The sequence below is a fragment of the Pseudomonas sp. Tof1 genome, assembly GCF_055390395.1.
In genome coordinates, this window is sequence record NZ_AP024344.1 from 1,203,603 (window position 1) to 1,220,933 (window position 17,331).

A 17,331-nucleotide genomic window follows, 5' to 3' on the forward strand; every position below is an offset into this window, starting at 1 on the left:
ATGACCCTGCGCCTAGCGCTCTCCGTACTGTTCGCCGGCCTGCTGGCCGGCTGCGTTTCGACTGGCAATGTCGATCCGATGAGTACCGGCAAGGGGCGTGATGAGGCGCGCATGGCTTATGTCCAGCTGGGCATCGGCTATCTGCAGCAGGGCCAGACCGAGCAGGCCAAGGTGCCCCTGAAGAAGGCGCTGGAACTGAACAGCTCCGATGCCGATGCCAACGCCGCCCTGGCGCTGGTGTTCCAGGCCGAGATGGAATGGGACCTGGCCGACCAGCATTTTCGCAAGGCGTTGTCCTCGCGCCCGAACGATGCGCGGATCCTCAACAACTACGGTGGTTTCCTGTACGAGCGCAAGCAGTACAAGCAGGCCTACGAGCGCTTCGAGCAAGCCGCTGCCGACAGCCTTTATCCCGAGCGTTCACGGGTCTACGAGAACCTCGGCCTGACCGCCCTGGCCCTGGGCGATCGGGAGTTGGCACGGCAGAACATGGACAAATCCCTGCGACTCAACCGCCAGCAGCCACGTGCCTTGCTGGAAATGGCTGAGTTGTCTTACGAAGACAGGCATTATGTGCCGGCGCGTGATTATTACGAGCGGTTCAGCCAGCTCAGCGAGCAGAATGCCCGTAGTCTGTTGCTCGGTATCCGCCTGGCGAAGATTTACGAAGATCGCGACAAGGTCGCCAGTTACGGCCTGCAATTAAAACGACTCTATCCCGGTACGCCGGAATATCAGCAATACCTGTCGGAGCAATGATGAAAGCGGCGCATCCAGAAGTTGTAGCAGCCACTCGCGTAAATCCCGGTGAGACCCTGCGTCAGGCCCGCGAAAGCAATGGCTGGACGCTGGCCGAAGTGGCCCTCAAGCTCAACCTGACGAGCACCTCCCTGAGCAACCTGGAGGCCGGTGCCTTCGACAAGTTGCCAGGGCATACCTTTGCCCGGGGTTATATCCGTGCCTACGCCAAGTTGCTGGGCATGGACCAGACCGTTCTGGTCCAGCAGTTCGACCAGTGCACCGGCACCGACTCCCAGGGCAGCAATGTGCATGCCCTGGGTCGCATCGAAGAGCCGGTGCGGGTTTCCCACACCATTTTGCGAATCGTCAGCCTGTTGCTGCTGATTGCCGTGATCGGTGGCGGCTTTGTCTGGTGGCAGGACCAGACCAGCCAGCGCACCAAGGATCAGGCGGCGATCAGCATGGAGCACGTCGAAGTCGAAAGCGCCGACGGCACCACGCAGATTCATCCGATCGACGAGCCGGAAGACCAGGCGGTCGCCCAGAACCAGTCCAGCCCGGAAGCGGAGCCGGCCGCGCCAGCCGCCGAAACCGCGGCTCCAGCGCCGACGGCTCCGGCAGCGCCTGCCACCCAGGCCGTGGTGCCGGTGCCCCATGCGGCGCAATCGCTGGTGGTTGCGCCACAGCCGGCGCCGAGCCCGGTGTCGCCGGTGTCGCCGACCGCTCCGGTCAATGGCGCTCCGGGCGCACCGGCCGCCGCGGCCAGTGTGCCGGTGGCCGGCGCCGGGCAGGTTCATGTGACCTTCATCGCCGATTGCTGGACTCAGGTCACCGACGGCGGTGGCAAGGTGCTGTTCAGCGGCCTCAAGCGCAAGGGCGATTCGCTCGAAGTCAGCGGCAAGCCGCCGTTCGCGGTACGCCTGGGCTATGCCAAGGGCGCACAGGTCACCTACAACGGGCAGGCGGTCGATGTCGCCCCGTTCACCAGCGGCGAGACTGCTCGCCTGAAGCTAGGTCAATAAGTCATGCACGGCGAATCCCCAATCAAGCGTCGCGAATCGCGTAAAATCTGGGTCGGCTCGGTGCCGGTGGGCGGTGATGCGCCTATCGCGGTGCAGAGCATGACCAACAGCGACACCAATGACGTGGCTGCCACGGTGGCCCAGATCAACCGTCTGGAAGCGGCGGGCGTCGATATCGTCCGGGTTTCCGTGCCGGACATGGACGCTGCCGAAGCCTTCGGCCGGATCAAGCAGCAGGTCAAGGTGCCGCTGGTTGCCGACATCCACTTCGACTACAAGATCGCCTTGCGGGTGGCCGAGCTGGGTGTGGACTGCCTGCGGATCAACCCGGGCAACATCGGTCGTGAAGACCGGGTGCGTGCGGTGGTCGATGCGGCCCGCGACCGTGGGATCCCGATCCGCATCGGTGTCAATGCCGGTTCGCTGGAAAAGGACCTGCAGAAGAAGTACGGCGAGCCGACCCCGGCGGCGCTGGTAGAGTCCGCGCTGCGCCATGTGGAGCATCTGGAGCGCCTGAACTTCCAGGACTTCAAGGTCAGTGTGAAGGCCTCCGACGTGTTCATGGCGGTGGAAGCCTACCGCCTGCTGGCCAAGGAAATCGTCCAGCCGTTGCACCTGGGCATCACCGAGGCTGGCGGTTTGCGTTCAGGTACGGTGAAATCGGCGGTCGGCCTCGGTATGCTGCTGGCCGAAGGGATTGGCGATACTATTCGCATCTCGTTGGCGGCCGACCCGGTCGAGGAAGTGAAAGTCGGCTACGACATTCTCAAGTCCTTGCACCTGCGGTCCCGTGGGATCAACTTCATCGCCTGCCCGAGCTGCTCGCGTCAGAACTTCGATGTGGTCAAGACCATGAACGAGCTGGAAGGGCGCCTGGAAGACCTGCTGGTGCCGATGGATGTCGCGGTGATCGGCTGTGTGGTGAACGGGCCCGGTGAAGCCAAGGAAGCCCATATCGGCCTGACCGGCGGTACACCGAACCTGATCTATATCGACGGCAAGCCGTCGCAGAAACTGACGAATGACAACCTGGTGGAGGAGCTGGAAAAGCTCATCCGGCAGAAGGCGGCCGAAAAGGTCGAAGCCGACGCGGCCCTCATCGCCCGCGGCTGATCGAAGAATTTAAGGAATATCTGTGAGCAAGTCCCTGCAAGCCATTCGTGGCATGAATGACATCCTGCCCGAGCAGACGGCGCTGTGGCGCTATTTCGAGGGCACCGTCGCCCGTCTGCTGGATAACTACGGTTACAAGCAGATCCGCACGCCGATCGTCGAATTCACCGAGCTGTTCAAGCGCTCCATCGGTGAAGTGACCGACATCGTCGAAAAAGAGATGTACACCTTCGAAGACCGCAACGGCGATTCCCTGACCCTGCGTCCGGAAGGCACCGCGGCCTGCGTGCGTGCGGTGCTGGAGCACGGCATCAGCGGTGGCGGCCAGCAACAGAAGCTGTGGTACATCGGGCCGATGTTCCGCCACGAGCGTCCGCAGAAAGGCCGCTACCGCCAGTTCCACCAGATCGGCTGCGAAGTTTTCAACATCGACGGCCCGGACATCGACGCCGAACTGATCGTGCTGACCTGGCGCCTGTGGGGCCTGCTGGGCATCCGCAACGCGGTCAAGCTGGAACTCAACAGCCTGGGCACCAGCGAATCCCGTGGCCGCTATCGCGAGGCCCTGGTGGAGTACCTGTCCGCGCGCTTCGATCAACTGGACGAAGACAGCCAGCGTCGTCTCAAGACCAACCCGCTGCGCGTGCTCGACACCAAGAACGCCGACACCCAGGCCGTGCTGGTGGACGCGCCGAAGCTGGCCGACTACCTCGACGAAGAGTCGCGCCTGCACTTCGAGGGCCTCAAGGCCCGCCTCGATGCGGCCGGCATCCCCTACGTGATCAACCCCAAGCTGGTCCGTGGCCTGGATTACTACAGCAAGACCGTGTTCGAGTGGGTCACCGACCAACTGGGTGCCCAGGGCACTGTCTGTGCCGGCGGCCGCTACGACGGCCTGGTCGAGCAGATGGGCGGCAAGCCGACTCCGGGCGTCGGTTTCGCCATGGGTATCGAACGCCTGATCCTGCTGCTGGAAACCCTGGAGCAGGTGCCTGAAGAGATTTCCCGCCAGGTCGACGTGTACCTGTGCGCCTTCGGCGAGGCCGCCGAGCTGGCGGCACTGGCCCTGAGCGAGAAGGTCCGCGACCGGTTGCCGAACCTGCGTTTGCAGATCAATGCCGGTGCCGGTAGCTTCAAGAGCCAGTTCAAGAAAGCTGACAAGAGTGGTGCGCTGTACGCCTTGATCCTCGGAGACGACGAATTGGCTCAGCAAGTGGTAGGTTTCAAACCCCTGCGTGGCCAGGGCGAGCAACAAAGCATTGCCTGGGATGCTCTTTCCGAGCACTTGTCCACCTGCGTCGTGCAGGGTTGAAGCTGTTAGAACAGCCGATTTAGAGAATAAGGAGTATTGGGGTGTCGAGTTCCGAAGAAGATCACGTAGCCGAGTTGAAGGAATGGTGGCAGCGCAACGGCAAACCCCTGGTCACCGGTGGCCTGCTGGCGCTGGTGGTGGTGTTCGGCTGGCAGGCCTGGCACAAGTACCAGAACAACCAGTCGCAAGGTGCCTCGGTGCTCTACCAGGAACTGCTGGAAAGCACCCTGACACCGGACGGCAAGCCTGATCCGGCGCGCGTCGCCGACCTGGCCGGCAAGCTCAATACCCAGTATGGCGGCAGTGCCTACGCGCAATACGGCAGCCTGTTCGTCGCCAAGGTCGCGGTCGACACCGGCAAGCTGGACGATGCCGCCACCGAGCTCAAGGCCGTGGTCGACAAGCCGGTCAATGCCACCCTGGGCGAAGTCGCGCGTCAGCGCCTGGCCCAGGTGTTGGCTGCCCAGAACAAGGCCGACGAGGCACTCAAGCTGCTCGACGGCGATACCGACAAGGCGTTCCTGGCCAGTCGCGAAGAACTCAAGGGGGACCTGCTGGTTCAACTGGGTCGTAACGATGAAGCCCATGCTGCGTACCAAAAGGCCAAGGCGGCGCTTTCCGATGAAGCGGCGGTCGGTGGCTTACAAATCAAGCTCGACGACCTGGCCAAAGGGGATGCGTGACGTGATCCGTTGGAAACATGCAGCATTGCTGGCCCTGGCCATTCTGGCCGCGGGTTGCAGCAGCAACAGCAAGAAAGAATTGCCGCCGGCCGAGCTGACTTCCTTCAAGGAAGAAGTGGTTCTGCAGAAGCAGTGGAGCCGCTCCATTGGCGATGGCCAGGGCAAGATCTACAACCTGCTGGTTCCAGCGGTTGACGGTGACACCCTCTACGCGGCTGATGACAGCGGCGTCGTGGTGGCCATGGACCGCATGAACGGCGACGTGAAGTGGAAGAAGGACCTGGAGCTGCCGGTTTCCGGTGGTGTCGGCGTCGGCTACGGCCTGGTGCTGCTGGGGACCCTCAAGGGCGAAGTCATTGCCCTGGATTCCGGCAGCGGCGAAGAGAAATGGCGCTCCCGCGTCACCAGCGAGGTGCTGGCTCCGCCGGCAACCAACGGCGACGTGGTGGTGGTGCAGACCCAGGATGACCGCGTGATCGGTCTCGACGCCTCCACCGGCAACCAGCGCTGGCTGTACGACAGCTCGCCGGCAGTACTGACCCTGCGCGGCACCGGTGCGCCGCTGGTGACCAACCACCTGGCGGTGGCTGGCCTGTCGACCGGCAAGGTCGTCGCGCTGGATACCCAGAACGGCGTGCCGGCCTGGGAAACCCGCGTGGCGATTCCACAGGGTCGTTCGGAACTGGAGCGTGTGGTCGACATCGACGGTGGCCTGCTGTTGTCCGGCGGCACCCTGTATGTCGCCAGCTACCAGGGCCGCATGGCCGCACTGGACCTGGAAAGCGGCCGGATCCTCTGGCAGCGTGATGCCTCCAGCTACGCCGGTGTCGCCCAGGGCTTCGGCAGCGTTTACGTCGCCCTGGCCTCGGGCACCGTCGAAGGTGTCGACGAGCGTTCCACCACCGCGATCTGGAGCAACGACTCCCTGGCCCGCCGTCAACTGTCGGCACCGGAAGTATTTTCCAGCTATGTGGCGGTCGGCGACTTCGAAGGCTACCTGCACCTGCTGAGCCAGGTGGACGGTCGTTTCGTCGGTCGCGAGCGTATCGACAGCGATGGCCTGCGGGTTCGTCCGCTGGTGGTGGGTGACATGATTTATGTGTATGGCAACAGCGGCAAACTGGAAGCCCTGACCATCAAGTAAGGCTTTGACTATGCTTGGGGGAATCCCCAAGCGGCCTCGCTCTGCGAGGTTTGCGGCACCTTCCGGCGCCGCCCCCGAGCACCAGCCGCTGCCACGCAGCGGCTTTTGTATTTTCTGAAATAACGAAGTGGAGAGCCGCATGGTTCCCGTAATCGCCCTGGTGGGCCGACCGAACGTCGGCAAGTCCACCCTGTTCAATCGCCTGACCCGCAGCCGCGACGCCATCGTCGGCGACCTGTCCGGTCTGACCCGTGATCGCCAGTACGGTGAGGCTAAGTGGCAGGGGCGTTCCTATATTGTGATCGACACCGGCGGTATCTCCGGCGACGAGCACGGCATGGACGAGAAGATGGCCGAGCAGTCGCTGCTGGCCATTGAAGAAGCCGATGTCGTGCTGTTCCTGGTGGATGCCAAGGCCGGCTACACCGCTGCCGACCAGATGATCGGCGAGCACCTGCGCAAGCGCAACAAGCGTTCCTACGTGGTCGCCAACAAGATCGACAACATCGATCCGGATATGGCACGTGCCGAGTTCAGCCCCATGGGCCTGGGCGACGCGCTGCCGATCGCCGGCGCCCACGGTCGTGGTATCAACCAGATGCTGGAAATCGTCCTGGGTGACTTCCCTCGGGACGAGGCGGAACCTGAAGAAGGCGAGGCCGAAGAGGTTGCCGAAGGCGAGGAGGCCACGCGCATTCCGGGCCCGAGCGAGAAGGATGGCATCAAGATCGCCATCATCGGTCGGCCGAACGTCGGCAAGTCGACCCTGGTCAACCGTATGCTCGGTGAGGACCGGGTGATCGTCTATGACCAGCCAGGTACCACCCGTGACAGTATCTACATCCCGTTCGAGCGCAACGACGAGAAGTACACGCTGATCGACACCGCCGGTGTGCGCAAGCGCGGCAAGATCCACGAGGAAGTCGAAAAGTTCTCGGTGGTGAAGACCCTGCAGGCGATCAAGGACGCCAACGTGGTGATCTTCGTGATGGACGCCCGCGAAGGTGTGGTCGACCACGACCTGAACCTGCTCGGCTTCGCCCTGGAAGCCGGTCGCGCGCTGGTCATCGCCCTGAACAAGTGGGACGGCATGACCCCGGGCGAGCGTGACTACGTGAAGACCGAGCTGGAGCGCCGGCTGTTCTTCGTCGACTTCGCCGACATCCACTTCATCTCGGCGCTGCACGGCACCGGCGTGGGCAACCTGTACCAGTCGGTGCAGAACTCGTTCAAGTCGGCGGTGACCCGCTGGCCGACCAGCCGCCTGACCCAGATCCTCGAGGACGCGGTGTCCGAACACGCGCCACCGATGGTCAACAACCGCCGGATCAAGCTGCGCTATGCCCACCTCGGTGGTGCCAACCCGCCGCTGATCGTGATCCACGGCAACCAGGTGGAGAAGGTCCCGAACTCCTATGTGCGGTACCTGGAAAACACCTATCGCCGTGTGCTGAAACTGGTGGGTACCCCGATCCGTATCGAGTTCAAGGGCGGCGAGAACCCGTTCGAAGGCAAGAAGAACACGCTGACCGACCGTCAGGTCAACAAGAAGCGTCGCCTCATGTCGCACCACAAGAAAGCCGAGAAGAAGCGCCGCGACAAGCGCTGATTCCGGACTCGGAAGAGGGCGCCTATGGCGCCCTTTTTCATGCCTGGTGGATACGTTATCCTCGAACCCTCCCGTGCCGTGTAGAGCCGGATGTTCAGCAGGGAAAACGGCCCCATGATCACCAGCAAGTTGCCGAATGTCGGCACCACCATCTTTACCCGGATGTCCCAGCTCGCCGCGGAAACCGGCGCACTGAACCTGTCCCAGGGCTTCCCTGATTTCGATGGCCCGCAAGCCTTGCGCGATGCAGTGGCCCGGCACATTGCCAGCGGCCATAACCAGTATGCGCCGATGACCGGCCTGCCGGCCCTGCGCCAGCAGGTGGCGGCGAAGATCTTCAGCAGCTATGGCGTCCATGTGAACGCCGATGCGGAAGTGACGATCACTCCCGGGGCGACCCAGGGTATCTTCTGTGCGATCCAGGCGGTGATTCGGCCGGGCGATGAGGTCATCGTCTTCGACCCCTGCTACGACAGCTACGAGCCCTCGGTGGAACTGGCCGGCGGGCGCTGCATCCACGTGCAACTGAGCCTCGACGACTTCGCCATCGATTGGCAGAAACTCGAGGATGCGCTCAGTCCGCGGACCCGGATGATCATTCTCAATACGCCGCACAACCCCAGTGGTGCGCTGATCAGCCATGCCGAACTGGACCAGTTGGCGACGCTGATCGCCGATCGGGACATCTACCTGATCAGCGACGAGGTCTATGAGCACCTGGTCTACGACGATGTGCCGCATGCCAGTGTGCTGGCCCATGAGGCACTCTATCAGCGTGCGTTCGTCGTCAGTTCGTTCGGCAAGACCTACCACGTCACCGGCTGGAAGACCGGCTACGTGATCGCGCCGCCGGCCCTGAGTGCCGAATTGCGCAAGGTGCACCAGTACGTCAGCTTTTGCGGCGTGACTCCGTTGCAGTACGCCCTGGCCGACTATATGGAAGAAGACCCCGGCCATGTGCAGCGCCTGCCGGCGTTCTACCAGCAAAAGCGCGACCTGTTCTGCGACCTGCTCAGCCAGTCGCGTTTCAGCTTCAGGCGTGTGGCGGGTACCTATTTCCAGCTGGTCGATTACTCGCAGATCCGCCCGGACCTGAACGACGTCGACATGGCGATGTGGATGACCCGCGAGCATGGCGTGGCGGCGATCCCGGTATCGGTGTTCTACCAGACACCGCCCGAGGGCCAGCGGCTGGTTCGCCTGTGTTTTGCCAAGCGCGAGGAGACGTTGCGTGAAGCGGCGGAGAAATTATGCGTGATCTGAGTACGTTGCCCGATCTGAAGCTGGCCCTGGTACAGACGTCCCTGGCCTGGCATGACCGTCAGGCCAACCTGGAGCATTTCGAGGTGCTGCTGGAGCAGGCCCGCGGCGCCGATCTGATCATCCTGCCGGAAATGTTCACCACCGGTTTCTCCATGGAGTCCAGGACCCTGGCTGAGCCGGAGAATGGCCCCACCACCCAGTGGCTGCGTCGCCAGGCGAAAAAGCTCGATGCGGTGGTCACCGGCAGCGTGATCGTGCATGCCGCCGATGGCAGCCATCGCAACCGGCTACTGTGGGCGCGGCCGGATGGCGAGGTCTGGCACTACGACAAGCGCCACCTGTTTCGCATGGCGGGCGAGCACAACCACTACACCCCTGGCGAGCGCCAGGTGCAGTTCGAACTCAAGGGGTGGCGGGTGCGCCCGCTGATCTGCTACGACCTGCGTTTCCCGGTGTGGAGTCGGGATGCCCATGACACCGATCTGCTGCTTTATACCGCGAACTGGCCGGGCGCCCGACGTCTGCACTGGAATCGCCTGTTGCCGGCCCGGGCGATCGAGAACCTCTGCTATGTGGCGGCGGTGAACCGGGTCGGGACCGATGGCAAGGGCTTTTCGTACACCGGCGACAGCCAGGTGCTGGATTTCCAGGGCGAGTCGCTGCTGGGAGCGGGGGAGGCCGATGGCGTGTTCCAGGTCAGCCTCAGCGCTGCCGAGCTGGCGGCGTATCGCGAGCGGTTTCCGGCCAATCTGGATGCCGACAGCTTCGAGTTCACCTGATTCGGTGGTCGGCAGGCTTGCCCGCGAATGGGCCCTTGAACTGAACACAAGCTCCAGAAAGAAAGAGGCCCCGAGGTGTTCACCCCGGGGCCTCTTTCCTTTATCGCGACGGACGCTTACGCCGCCTTGCTCGTACTGCTCTGGCTCAGCGAGCGGTTCAGGGCGCTGAACACCGCCTTGAAGCTGGCCGTGGTGATGTTTTCATCGATACCCACGCCGTGCACCGCACGTTCACCGTTCACACGCAGCTCGATGTAGGCCGCAGCCTTGGCGTTGGTGCCCGCGCCGATGGCGTGCTCGTTGTAGTCCATGATCTCCACCGGGACCGGCAGGCCGGCCACCAGGGCTTCCAGGGCGCCATTGCCCTTGCCGCGCCAGTGCAGGTTAGTCTCGCCCTGGCCCTTGCTCGCCACTTCGACTTCGACGCTGCTGTTGCCGTTCTCTTCCTGCAGGCGATGGCTGACCAGCGCATACGGGGTGTTGGCCTGCAGGTACTCGCTGTGGAGCAGGGCGTGGATCTGCTGGGCGGTCATTTCCAGGCCCAGGCGATCGGTTTCGCGCTGTACCACCTGGCTGAATTCGATCTGCATGCGACGTGGCAGGCTGATGCCGTACTCCTGCTCCAGCAGGTAGGCGATACCGCCCTTGCCCGACTGGCTGTTGACGCGGATCACCGCTTCGTAGCTGCGGCCGATGTCGGCCGGGTCGATCGGCAGGTACGGTACTTCCCACAGGGCGTCCGCCTGCTGCTGGGCGAAGCCCTTGCGGATCGCATCCTGGTGCGAGCCGGAGAACGCGGTGTGAACCAGGTCGCCGACATAGGGATGACGTGGGTGCACCGGAATCTGGTTGCACTCCTCGACCACCTTGCGCACACCGTCGATGTCGGAGAAATCCAGTTGCGGGTCGAGACCCTGGGTGTACATGTTCAGGGCCACGGTCACCAGGTCGACGTTACCGGTACGCTCGCCGTTGCCGAACAGGCAGCCTTCGACACGGTCGGCGCCGGCCATCAGGCCCAGCTCGGTGGCGGCTACGCCGGTGCCACGGTCGTTGTGGGTGTGCAGGCTGATAATCACGCTGTCACGACGGTTGATGTTGCGGTGGAACCACTCGATCTGGTCGGCATAGACGTTCGGCGTGGCCACTTCGACGGTGGCGGGCAGGTTGAGGATCACCTTGTTCTCGGGGGTCGCGTTCCACACCTCGACCACGGCGTCGCAGACTTCCTTGGCGAACTCCAGCTCGGTGGCGCTGAAGGTTTCCGGGGAGTATTCGAACTGCCACTGGGTTTCCGGCTGCTGGGCGGCGTACTTGACGAACAGTTTGGCCGCGTTCACCGCGATATCTTTCACGCCCTGTTTGTCCTGGTTGAAGACGATGCGGCGGAACGACGGGCTGGTGGCGTTGTACAGGTGCACGATGGCCTTCTTGGCGCCGCGCAGGGATTCGAAGGTGCGGGCGATCAGGTCTTCACGGGCCTGGGTGAGCACCTGGATGGTAGTGTCGTCCGGGATATGGCCGTCTTCGATCAGGGTACGCACGAAGTCGAAGTCGGTCTGCGATGCGGCCGGGAAGGACGCCTCGATTTCCTTGACGCCGACGCTGACCAGGGTTTTCCAGAAGCGCAGTTTCTTCGCCGAGTCCATCGGCTCGATCAGCGACTGGTTGCCGTCGCGCAGGTCGGAACTGCACCAGATCGGCGCGGCAGTGATGGTTTTCGACGGCCAGGTGCGGTCAGGGAGGTTGATCACCGGGAACGGACGGTATTTCGAAGACGGGTCTTTGAGCATGCTCATGGGGAATTCCTTGTTTGTCAGGGCCGAAAAGAGGCGGCCAGCCGGTGTAGCGTTGTCAGGAAAAAGCCTGGGGATGAGGCACCGCGATTCAGCCCGGCAGTCGTGCGCTGACGAGGCAGAGACTGCGGTGTTGACGACGCTGAATGAGGGTATGGGACGTTTTCATGCTTCCAACCCTAACCAGTGGGGTGAAAGATGGCAAGCCTGTAGAAAAATTTGAGAGGAATACTCGATAAAATGGCTTTTTCGAGATTTTATTCTGCTTCGGGCGCGGAAAGTCTAGAACAATTGCGCACTATTTTGGACCGGCGCAATCCTTCTCGCCACCTTGTACGGCCTTGAAGGCGCTCCGCCGTGTGCTGCGCGAGGGACAGCGCAGACAAAAAAGGAGGCCCGAAGGCCTCCCTTTTCCATTGCCCGACACCCTTACAGGCTGGAGATCCGGGCGTGCTGCTCGGCCAGCTTGCCCAGGGCCTGTTCGGCTTCGGCGAGCTTGGCGCGCTCCTTCTCGATGACTTCAGCCGGAGCCTTGTCGACGAATGCGGCGTTCGACAGCTTGCCGCCGACGCGCTGGACTTCGCCCTGCAGGCGCTGGATTTCCTTGTCCAGGCGAGCCAGTTCGGCGCCCTTGTCGATCAGCCCGGCCATGGGCACCAGCACTTCCATCTCGCCGACCAGGGCGGTGGCGGACAGGGGTGCTTCTTCGCCGGCGGCCAGCACGGTGATCGATTCGAGCTTGGCCAGCTTCTTCAGCAGTGCCTCGTTTTCCTTCAGGCGACGCTGGTCTTCGGCACCGGCGTTGTTGAGGAACAGTGCCAGCGGCTTGCCCGGACCGATGTTCATTTCGGCGCGGATGTTGCGCACGCCGAGCATCAGCCCCTTGAGCCATTCGATATCGCCTTCGGCCGCCTGGTCGATGCGCTCCTCGTTCGCCACCGGCCACGGTTGCAGCATGATGGTCTTGCCTTCGGCACCGACCAGCGGCGCCAGGCGCTGCCAGATTTCCTCGGTGATGAACGGCATGAACGGGTGCGCCAGGCGCAGGGCCACTTCCAGTACGCGCACCAGGGTGCGACGGGTGCCGCGCTGGCGCTCGACCGGCGCATTCTCGTCCCACAGCACCGGCTTGGACAGTTCCAGGTACCAGTCGCAGTACTGGTTCCAGATGAACTCGTAGAGCGCCTGGGCGGCCAGGTCGAAACGGAACTGGTCGAGCTGGCGGGTCACTTCGGCTTCGGTACGCTGCAGTTGCGAGATGATCCAGCGATCAGCCAGCGACAGCTCGTAGGCCTCGCCGTTCTGGCCGCAGTCCTCGCCCTTGTCGAGCACGTAGCGGGCGGCGTTCCAGATCTTGTTGCAGAAGTTGCGGTAGCCTTCGACGCGGCCCATGTCGAACTTGATGTCGCGACCGGTGGACGCCAGCGAGCAGAAGGTGAAACGCAGGGCGTCGGTGCCATAGCTGGCGATGCCCTCGGCGAACTCGGCGCGGGTCTGCTTCTCGATGGCTTTCTGCAGCTTGGGCTGCATGAGGCCGGTGGTGCGCTTCTGCACCAGCGCCTCGAGCTCGATACCGTCGATGATGTCCAGCGGGTCAAGGACGTTGCCCTTGGACTTGGACATCTTCTGGCCCTGGCCGTCGCGCACCAGGCCGTGGACGTAGACGGTCTTGAACGGAACCTGCGGGGTGCCGTCCTCGTTCTTCACCAGGTGCATGGTCAGCATGATCATCCGGGCGACCCAGAAGAAAATGATGTCGAAGCCGGTCACCAGCACGTCGGTGGGGTGGAAGGTCTTGAGGAACTCGGTCTGCTCCGGCCAGCCCAGGGTGGAGAAGGTCCACAGGCCCGAACTGAACCAGGTGTCGAGAACGTCGTTGTCCTGCTGCAAGGCGATGTCCGCGCCGAGGTTGTGCTTGGCACGCACTTCGGCTTCGTCGCGGCCGACATAGACCTTGCCCGACTCGTCGTACCAGGCCGGAATCCGGTGGCCCCACCACAGCTGGCGGCTGATGCACCAGTCCTGGATATCGCGCATCCAGGAGAAGTACATGTTTTCGTACTGCTTGGGCACGAAGGCGATGCGGCCGTCCTCCACGGCGGCAATGGCCGGTTCGGCCAGCGGCTTGGTCGACACGTACCATTGGTCGGTCAGCCAGGGCTCGATGACGGTGCCGGAACGGTCGCCCTTCGGCACCTTCAGGGCGTGATCGTCGACGCTGACCAGGAGGCCCGCGGCGTCGAAGTCGGCGACGATCTGCTTGCGCGCCTCGAAGCGGTCGAGGCCGACGTATTGCGCCGGGATCTTGCCGTCGATGCTTTCGTTCAGCGTGCCGTCGAGGTTGAACACCTGGCAGGCCGGCAGGACGCTGGCGTTCTTGTCGAAGATGTTCAGCAGCGGCAGGTTGTGGCGCTTGCCGACTTCATAGTCGTTGAAGTCGTGGGCCGGGGTGATCTTCACGCAACCGGTGCCGAATTCGGGGTCGCAGTAGTCGTCGGCGATGATCGGGATGCGACGGCCAACCAGTGGCAGCTCGACGAATTTGCCGATCAGGGCCTTGTAGCGCTCGTCGTTCGGGTTCACCGCAACGGCGGAGTCGCCGAGCATGGTTTCCGGGCGGGTGGTGGCGACGATCAGGTGGTCCAGGCCTTCGGCGGTACGGGCTCCGTCAGCCAGCGGGTAGCGCAGGTTCCACAGGAAACCCTTCTCGTCGTGGTTTTCCACCTCGAGGTCGGAAATGGCCGTGTGCAGCTTGGTGTCCCAGTTGACCAGACGCTTGCCGCGGTAGATCAGGCCATCCTCGTGCAGGCGCACGAAGGCTTCCTTGACCGCCTCGGAGAGACCGTCATCCATGGTGAAGCGCTCGCGGCTCCAGTCCACCGACGAACCCAGGCGCCGGATCTGCCGGCTGATGTTGCCGCCGGACTGCTCCTTCCATTCCCAGACCTTCTCCAGGAACTTCTCGCGCCCCAGGTCGTGGCGGTTCTGGCCCTGGGCTTCGAGCTGGCGCTCCACCAGCATCTGGGTGGCGATACCCGCGTGGTCGGTGCCCGGCTGCCACAGGGTGTTGCGGCCCTGCATGCGGCGGAAACGGATCAGCGCGTCCATGATCGCATTGTTGAAGCCGTGGCCCATGTGCAGGCTGCCGGTGACGTTCGGCGGCGGGATCATGATGGTGTAGGAGTCACCCGCGCCCTGCGGGGCGAAGTAGTTCTCGGACTCCCAGGTCTGGTACCAGGAAGTTTCAATGGCGTGCGGCTGGTAGGTCTTATCCATGCGCGGCGGGACCCTTAGGCATTAATTCAGGAAAGCCGGCAAGTATAACGGGGATATGGCGCGGGGCGTAGACCTCATTTCAGGAAGGGTACTGGCTGAGCAGGCGCTCCATCCGGGCGTCCAGGCGGCGCTTGATCTCGGCCTCGATATGCGGCGCGAAATCGTCGATCACATCCTGCATGATCAGTTGTGCGGCGGCACGCAGTTCGCTGTCCAGATGCAGCAGGGCATCCTGGTTCCTGCCACGGGCAGGTTCGGCGGCGGGCGCGGCGGTCACCGGCCCGGGCGTCGGTGCAGGCTGGGTGACGGCCGGTCTGTCGGCTTCGATTGGAGCCTCGACCCTGGCGGCCTCGACCTGAACTTCGGTCCTGGTCTTGCTGCCTACCATGTCGAACAGCAGCGGAATCTGCCCTTCGGCAGGGACGGTTTCGGTCAGCAGCGGCGGTTGCAGGGTTTCGTCACCCAGCAGCTTGCGGATCGACTCGAGCTCGTCCAGCAGGGGAGCGGCCTTTTGTGATTGTTTTGGAGTGTCCATCGGGTTGCTCAAAGTCGCTGTAGACGGTGATCTTGCAGAGGATAGCCCTGTTCGCGGTAGAAGCGGAAACTCTCCCGCGCCGCCTGGCGGATGGTCGGATCTTCCACCACCACTTCCGCGATGCGGGCAAACCGCGAGGCGAACGGCGGGACCCGCTTGTCCAGGTTGACCAGCAGGTCCTGGTGGGGGCCGGGATCGTCTCCCAGTCCCAGCACGACGCTGCCTTGCGGCTCGCTTTCGGCGGGGCCGTGAGGCACGAAGCTTTCGCCCTTGAAACGCCACAGCCGGGCGTCGAGTTCCTCGCGCTGCGCGGCATCGCTGCAATGCAGGTAGATCCGGTGGCCCAGGCGCCAGGCCTTTTCGGTCAGCTTGCAGGCAAAATCCAGGCGCGCCATGGGATCCGCACTGGGAAGGATATAGAAGTCGACTTGGGTCATGGGGAATTCCGCAGGCCGGGCGGCGGCGTTGACGGACGCCGCCGCCCGGCAGGCTCAGGGTCAGGCCTTGGCACGGTCCAGCAGGTATTGGGTCAGCAGCGGAACCGGACGACCGGTGGCGCCCTTGTCCTTGCCTCCGCTGATCCAGGCCGTGCCGGCGATGTCCAGGTGGGCCCAGTTGAGGTTCTTGGTGAAGCGCGACAGGAAGCAGGCGGCAGTGATGGTGCCGGCCTTCGGTCCGCCGATATTGGCAATGTCGGCGAACGGGCTGTCCAGCTGCTCCTGATATTCGTCGAACAGCGGCAGTTGCCAGGCGCGGTCATCGGCCTGGCGGCCGGCGCTCAGCAGTTGTTCGATCAGTTCGTCGTTGTTGCCCAGCAGGCCCGAGGTGTGCGAGCCGAGGGCGACGATGCAGGCGCCGGTCAGGGTGGCGATGTCGATCACCGCCTGCGGCTTGAAGCGCTCGGAGTAGGTCAGGGCATCGCACAGCACCAGGCGGCCTTCGGCGTCGGTGTTGAGGATCTCCACGGTCTGGCCGCTGAGGGTGGTGACGATGTCGCCCGGACGGGTCGCGCCGCCGCTCGGCATGTTCTCGGCGCAGGCCAGGATGCACACCAGGTTGATCGGCAGCTTGAGTTCCAGCACGGCCTTCAGGGTGCCGAAGACGCTGGCGGCACCGCCCATGTCGAACTTCATCTCATCCATGCCGGCGCCCGGTTTCAGGCTGATGCCGCCGGTGTCGAAGGTGATGCCCTTGCCGACCAGGGCGAATGGCTTCTCGGATTTCTTGCCGCCGTGGTACTGCATGACGATCAGGCGGGGTGGCTGGTCGCTGCCCTGGCCGACCGCATAGAACGAACCCATGCCCATTTCCTTGATCTTCTTCTCGTCGAAGATCTCCACCTTCAGGCCCTTGTGGGCCTTGCCCAGGCTCTTGGCCTGTTCGGCGAGGTAGCTCGGGTGGCAGACGTTCGGTGGCGCGTTGCCCAGGTCGCGGGTGAAGGCCATGCCGCTGGCGATGGCCTTGGCATGGGTCACGGCGCGCTCGACTTCGGCCTGGGCGGCCTTGATGGTGACCAGGGTGATTTTCTTCAGGGCGCGCGGTTCGGCCTTCTGGCTCTTGTAGGCGTCGAAACTGTACTCGCCATCGAGCAGGCTTTCGGCCAGCAGGCGGGTCTTGCCGTAGCTGTCGCGACCCTTGACCACCACTTCGTCGAGCGCGAGCACGGCGTCGCTGCCGCCCAGGCCCTTGAGGGTACCGAGGATGCTGGAGACGATCTTGCGGAACGGCCGGTCGCCCAGTTCGGCGTCCTTGCCCACGCCCACCAGCAGTACGCGGTCTGCCTTCAGGTTCGGCAGGCTCTGCAGCAGCAGGCTCTGGCCGACCTTGCCGGCCAGGTCGCCGCGCTTGAGGATGGCGGCGATGGCGCCACCCGCCAGTTCGTCGAGCTTCTGTGCGACAGGGCCGAGCTTGCGGCCTTCGCCGACGGCGACTACCAGGGTGGCGGTCTTCAACGTTTCCGGGCTAACGCTTTTTACAACCAGTTCCATGTCTGGGTCCCTGAATATAAGGTCAGTTGGCGCACAGCGGGGCTCTGCGCTGGGTGGCTTGGCGACACTG

The 17,331-nt window shown here is 63.5% G+C and carries 14 protein-coding genes; 9 read left to right on the forward strand and 5 right to left on the reverse strand.

Annotation, left to right across the window (positions count from 1 at the left end; genetic code table 11):
• The 9 genes from pilW to ACZ5KU_RS05520 all read left to right on the forward strand — a co-directional run bounded on the left by pilW (position 1) and on the right by ACZ5KU_RS05520 (position 9,666).
• Positions 1-759, forward strand: a complete 759-nt coding sequence (gene pilW, locus ACZ5KU_RS05480; protein ID WP_054057271.1) for a type IV pilus biogenesis/stability protein PilW — start codon at positions 1-3, stop codon at positions 757-759.
• Positions 759-1,763 carry a RodZ domain-containing protein gene (locus ACZ5KU_RS05485; protein ID WP_054061889.1) on the forward strand — a complete coding sequence of 335 codons (1,005 nt, stop codon included), beginning with the start codon at positions 759-761 and terminating at the stop codon, positions 1,761-1,763. The genes pilW and ACZ5KU_RS05485 overlap by 1 nt, the downstream gene beginning before the upstream one ends.
• A 3-nt stretch (positions 1,764-1,766) precedes the next feature.
• Positions 1,767-2,876, forward strand: coding sequence for a flavodoxin-dependent (E)-4-hydroxy-3-methylbut-2-enyl-diphosphate synthase (gene ispG / locus ACZ5KU_RS05490; protein WP_054059232.1), 1,110 nt, complete (start codon positions 1,767-1,769; stop codon positions 2,874-2,876).
• Between the two features lie 22 nt (positions 2,877-2,898).
• Positions 2,899-4,188 (forward strand): histidine--tRNA ligase, encoded by a 1,290-nt coding sequence (gene hisS / locus ACZ5KU_RS05495; protein WP_054059231.1) that lies wholly within the window; start codon positions 2,899-2,901, stop codon positions 4,186-4,188.
• A gap of 41 nt (positions 4,189-4,229) precedes the next feature.
• Entirely contained in the window at positions 4,230-4,871 is a 642-nt protein-coding gene (locus tag ACZ5KU_RS05500; protein ID WP_017904927.1) for a tetratricopeptide repeat protein, read from the forward strand.
• Positions 4,864-6,015 (forward strand): outer membrane protein assembly factor BamB, encoded by a 1,152-nt coding sequence (bamB, locus tag ACZ5KU_RS05505; RefSeq protein ID WP_054061887.1) that lies wholly within the window; start codon positions 4,864-4,866, stop codon positions 6,013-6,015. The genes ACZ5KU_RS05500 and bamB overlap by 8 nt, the downstream gene beginning before the upstream one ends.
• A gap of 139 nt (positions 6,016-6,154) precedes the next feature.
• On the forward strand, positions 6,155-7,624 hold the full coding sequence (der, locus tag ACZ5KU_RS05510; protein WP_054059229.1) for a ribosome biogenesis GTPase Der: 1,470 nt from the start codon (positions 6,155-6,157) through the stop codon (positions 7,622-7,624).
• A gap of 114 nt (positions 7,625-7,738) precedes the next feature.
• The gene (locus ACZ5KU_RS05515) at positions 7,739-8,887 is read left to right on the forward strand and encodes a pyridoxal phosphate-dependent aminotransferase (protein ID WP_054059228.1); all 1,149 of its coding nucleotides are present in this window, start codon (positions 7,739-7,741) and stop codon (positions 8,885-8,887) included.
• Complete coding sequence (locus ACZ5KU_RS05520) at positions 8,875-9,666, forward strand: amidohydrolase (protein ID WP_054059227.1); 792 nt, start codon at positions 8,875-8,877, stop codon at positions 9,664-9,666. Before ACZ5KU_RS05515 ends, ACZ5KU_RS05520 begins: the two co-directional genes overlap by 13 nt.
• Before the next feature lie 116 nt (positions 9,667-9,782).
• On the opposite strand, the gene leuA is transcribed toward ACZ5KU_RS05520, so the two are convergent.
• The 5 genes from leuA to ACZ5KU_RS05545 form a co-directional block, all read right to left on the reverse strand.
• Positions 9,783-11,465 (reverse strand): 2-isopropylmalate synthase, encoded by a 1,683-nt coding sequence (leuA, locus tag ACZ5KU_RS05525; RefSeq protein WP_464736903.1) that lies wholly within the window; start codon positions 11,463-11,465, stop codon positions 9,783-9,785.
• A 426-nt stretch (positions 11,466-11,891) separates the two neighbouring features.
• The gene (locus ACZ5KU_RS05530; protein WP_419736875.1) at positions 11,892-14,738 is read right to left on the reverse strand and encodes a valine--tRNA ligase; all 2,847 of its coding nucleotides are present in this window, start codon (positions 14,736-14,738) and stop codon (positions 11,892-11,894) included.
• A 79-nt stretch (positions 14,739-14,817) separates the two neighbouring features.
• Positions 14,818-15,273 (reverse strand): DNA polymerase III subunit chi, encoded by a 456-nt coding sequence (locus tag ACZ5KU_RS05535; RefSeq protein ID WP_464736904.1) that lies wholly within the window; start codon positions 15,271-15,273, stop codon positions 14,818-14,820.
• An 8-nt stretch (positions 15,274-15,281) separates the two neighbouring features.
• A complete protein-coding gene (locus ACZ5KU_RS05540; protein WP_054059223.1) occupies positions 15,282-15,710 on the reverse strand; it encodes a DNA polymerase III subunit chi in 429 nt (142 codons plus the stop codon).
• Between the two features lie 60 nt (positions 15,711-15,770).
• Positions 15,771-17,261: a leucyl aminopeptidase gene (locus tag ACZ5KU_RS05545; RefSeq protein ID WP_054061885.1), complete on the reverse strand. Its 1,491-nt coding sequence runs from the start codon at positions 17,259-17,261 to the stop codon at positions 15,771-15,773.
• Positions 17,262-17,331 lie beyond the last annotated feature (70 nt).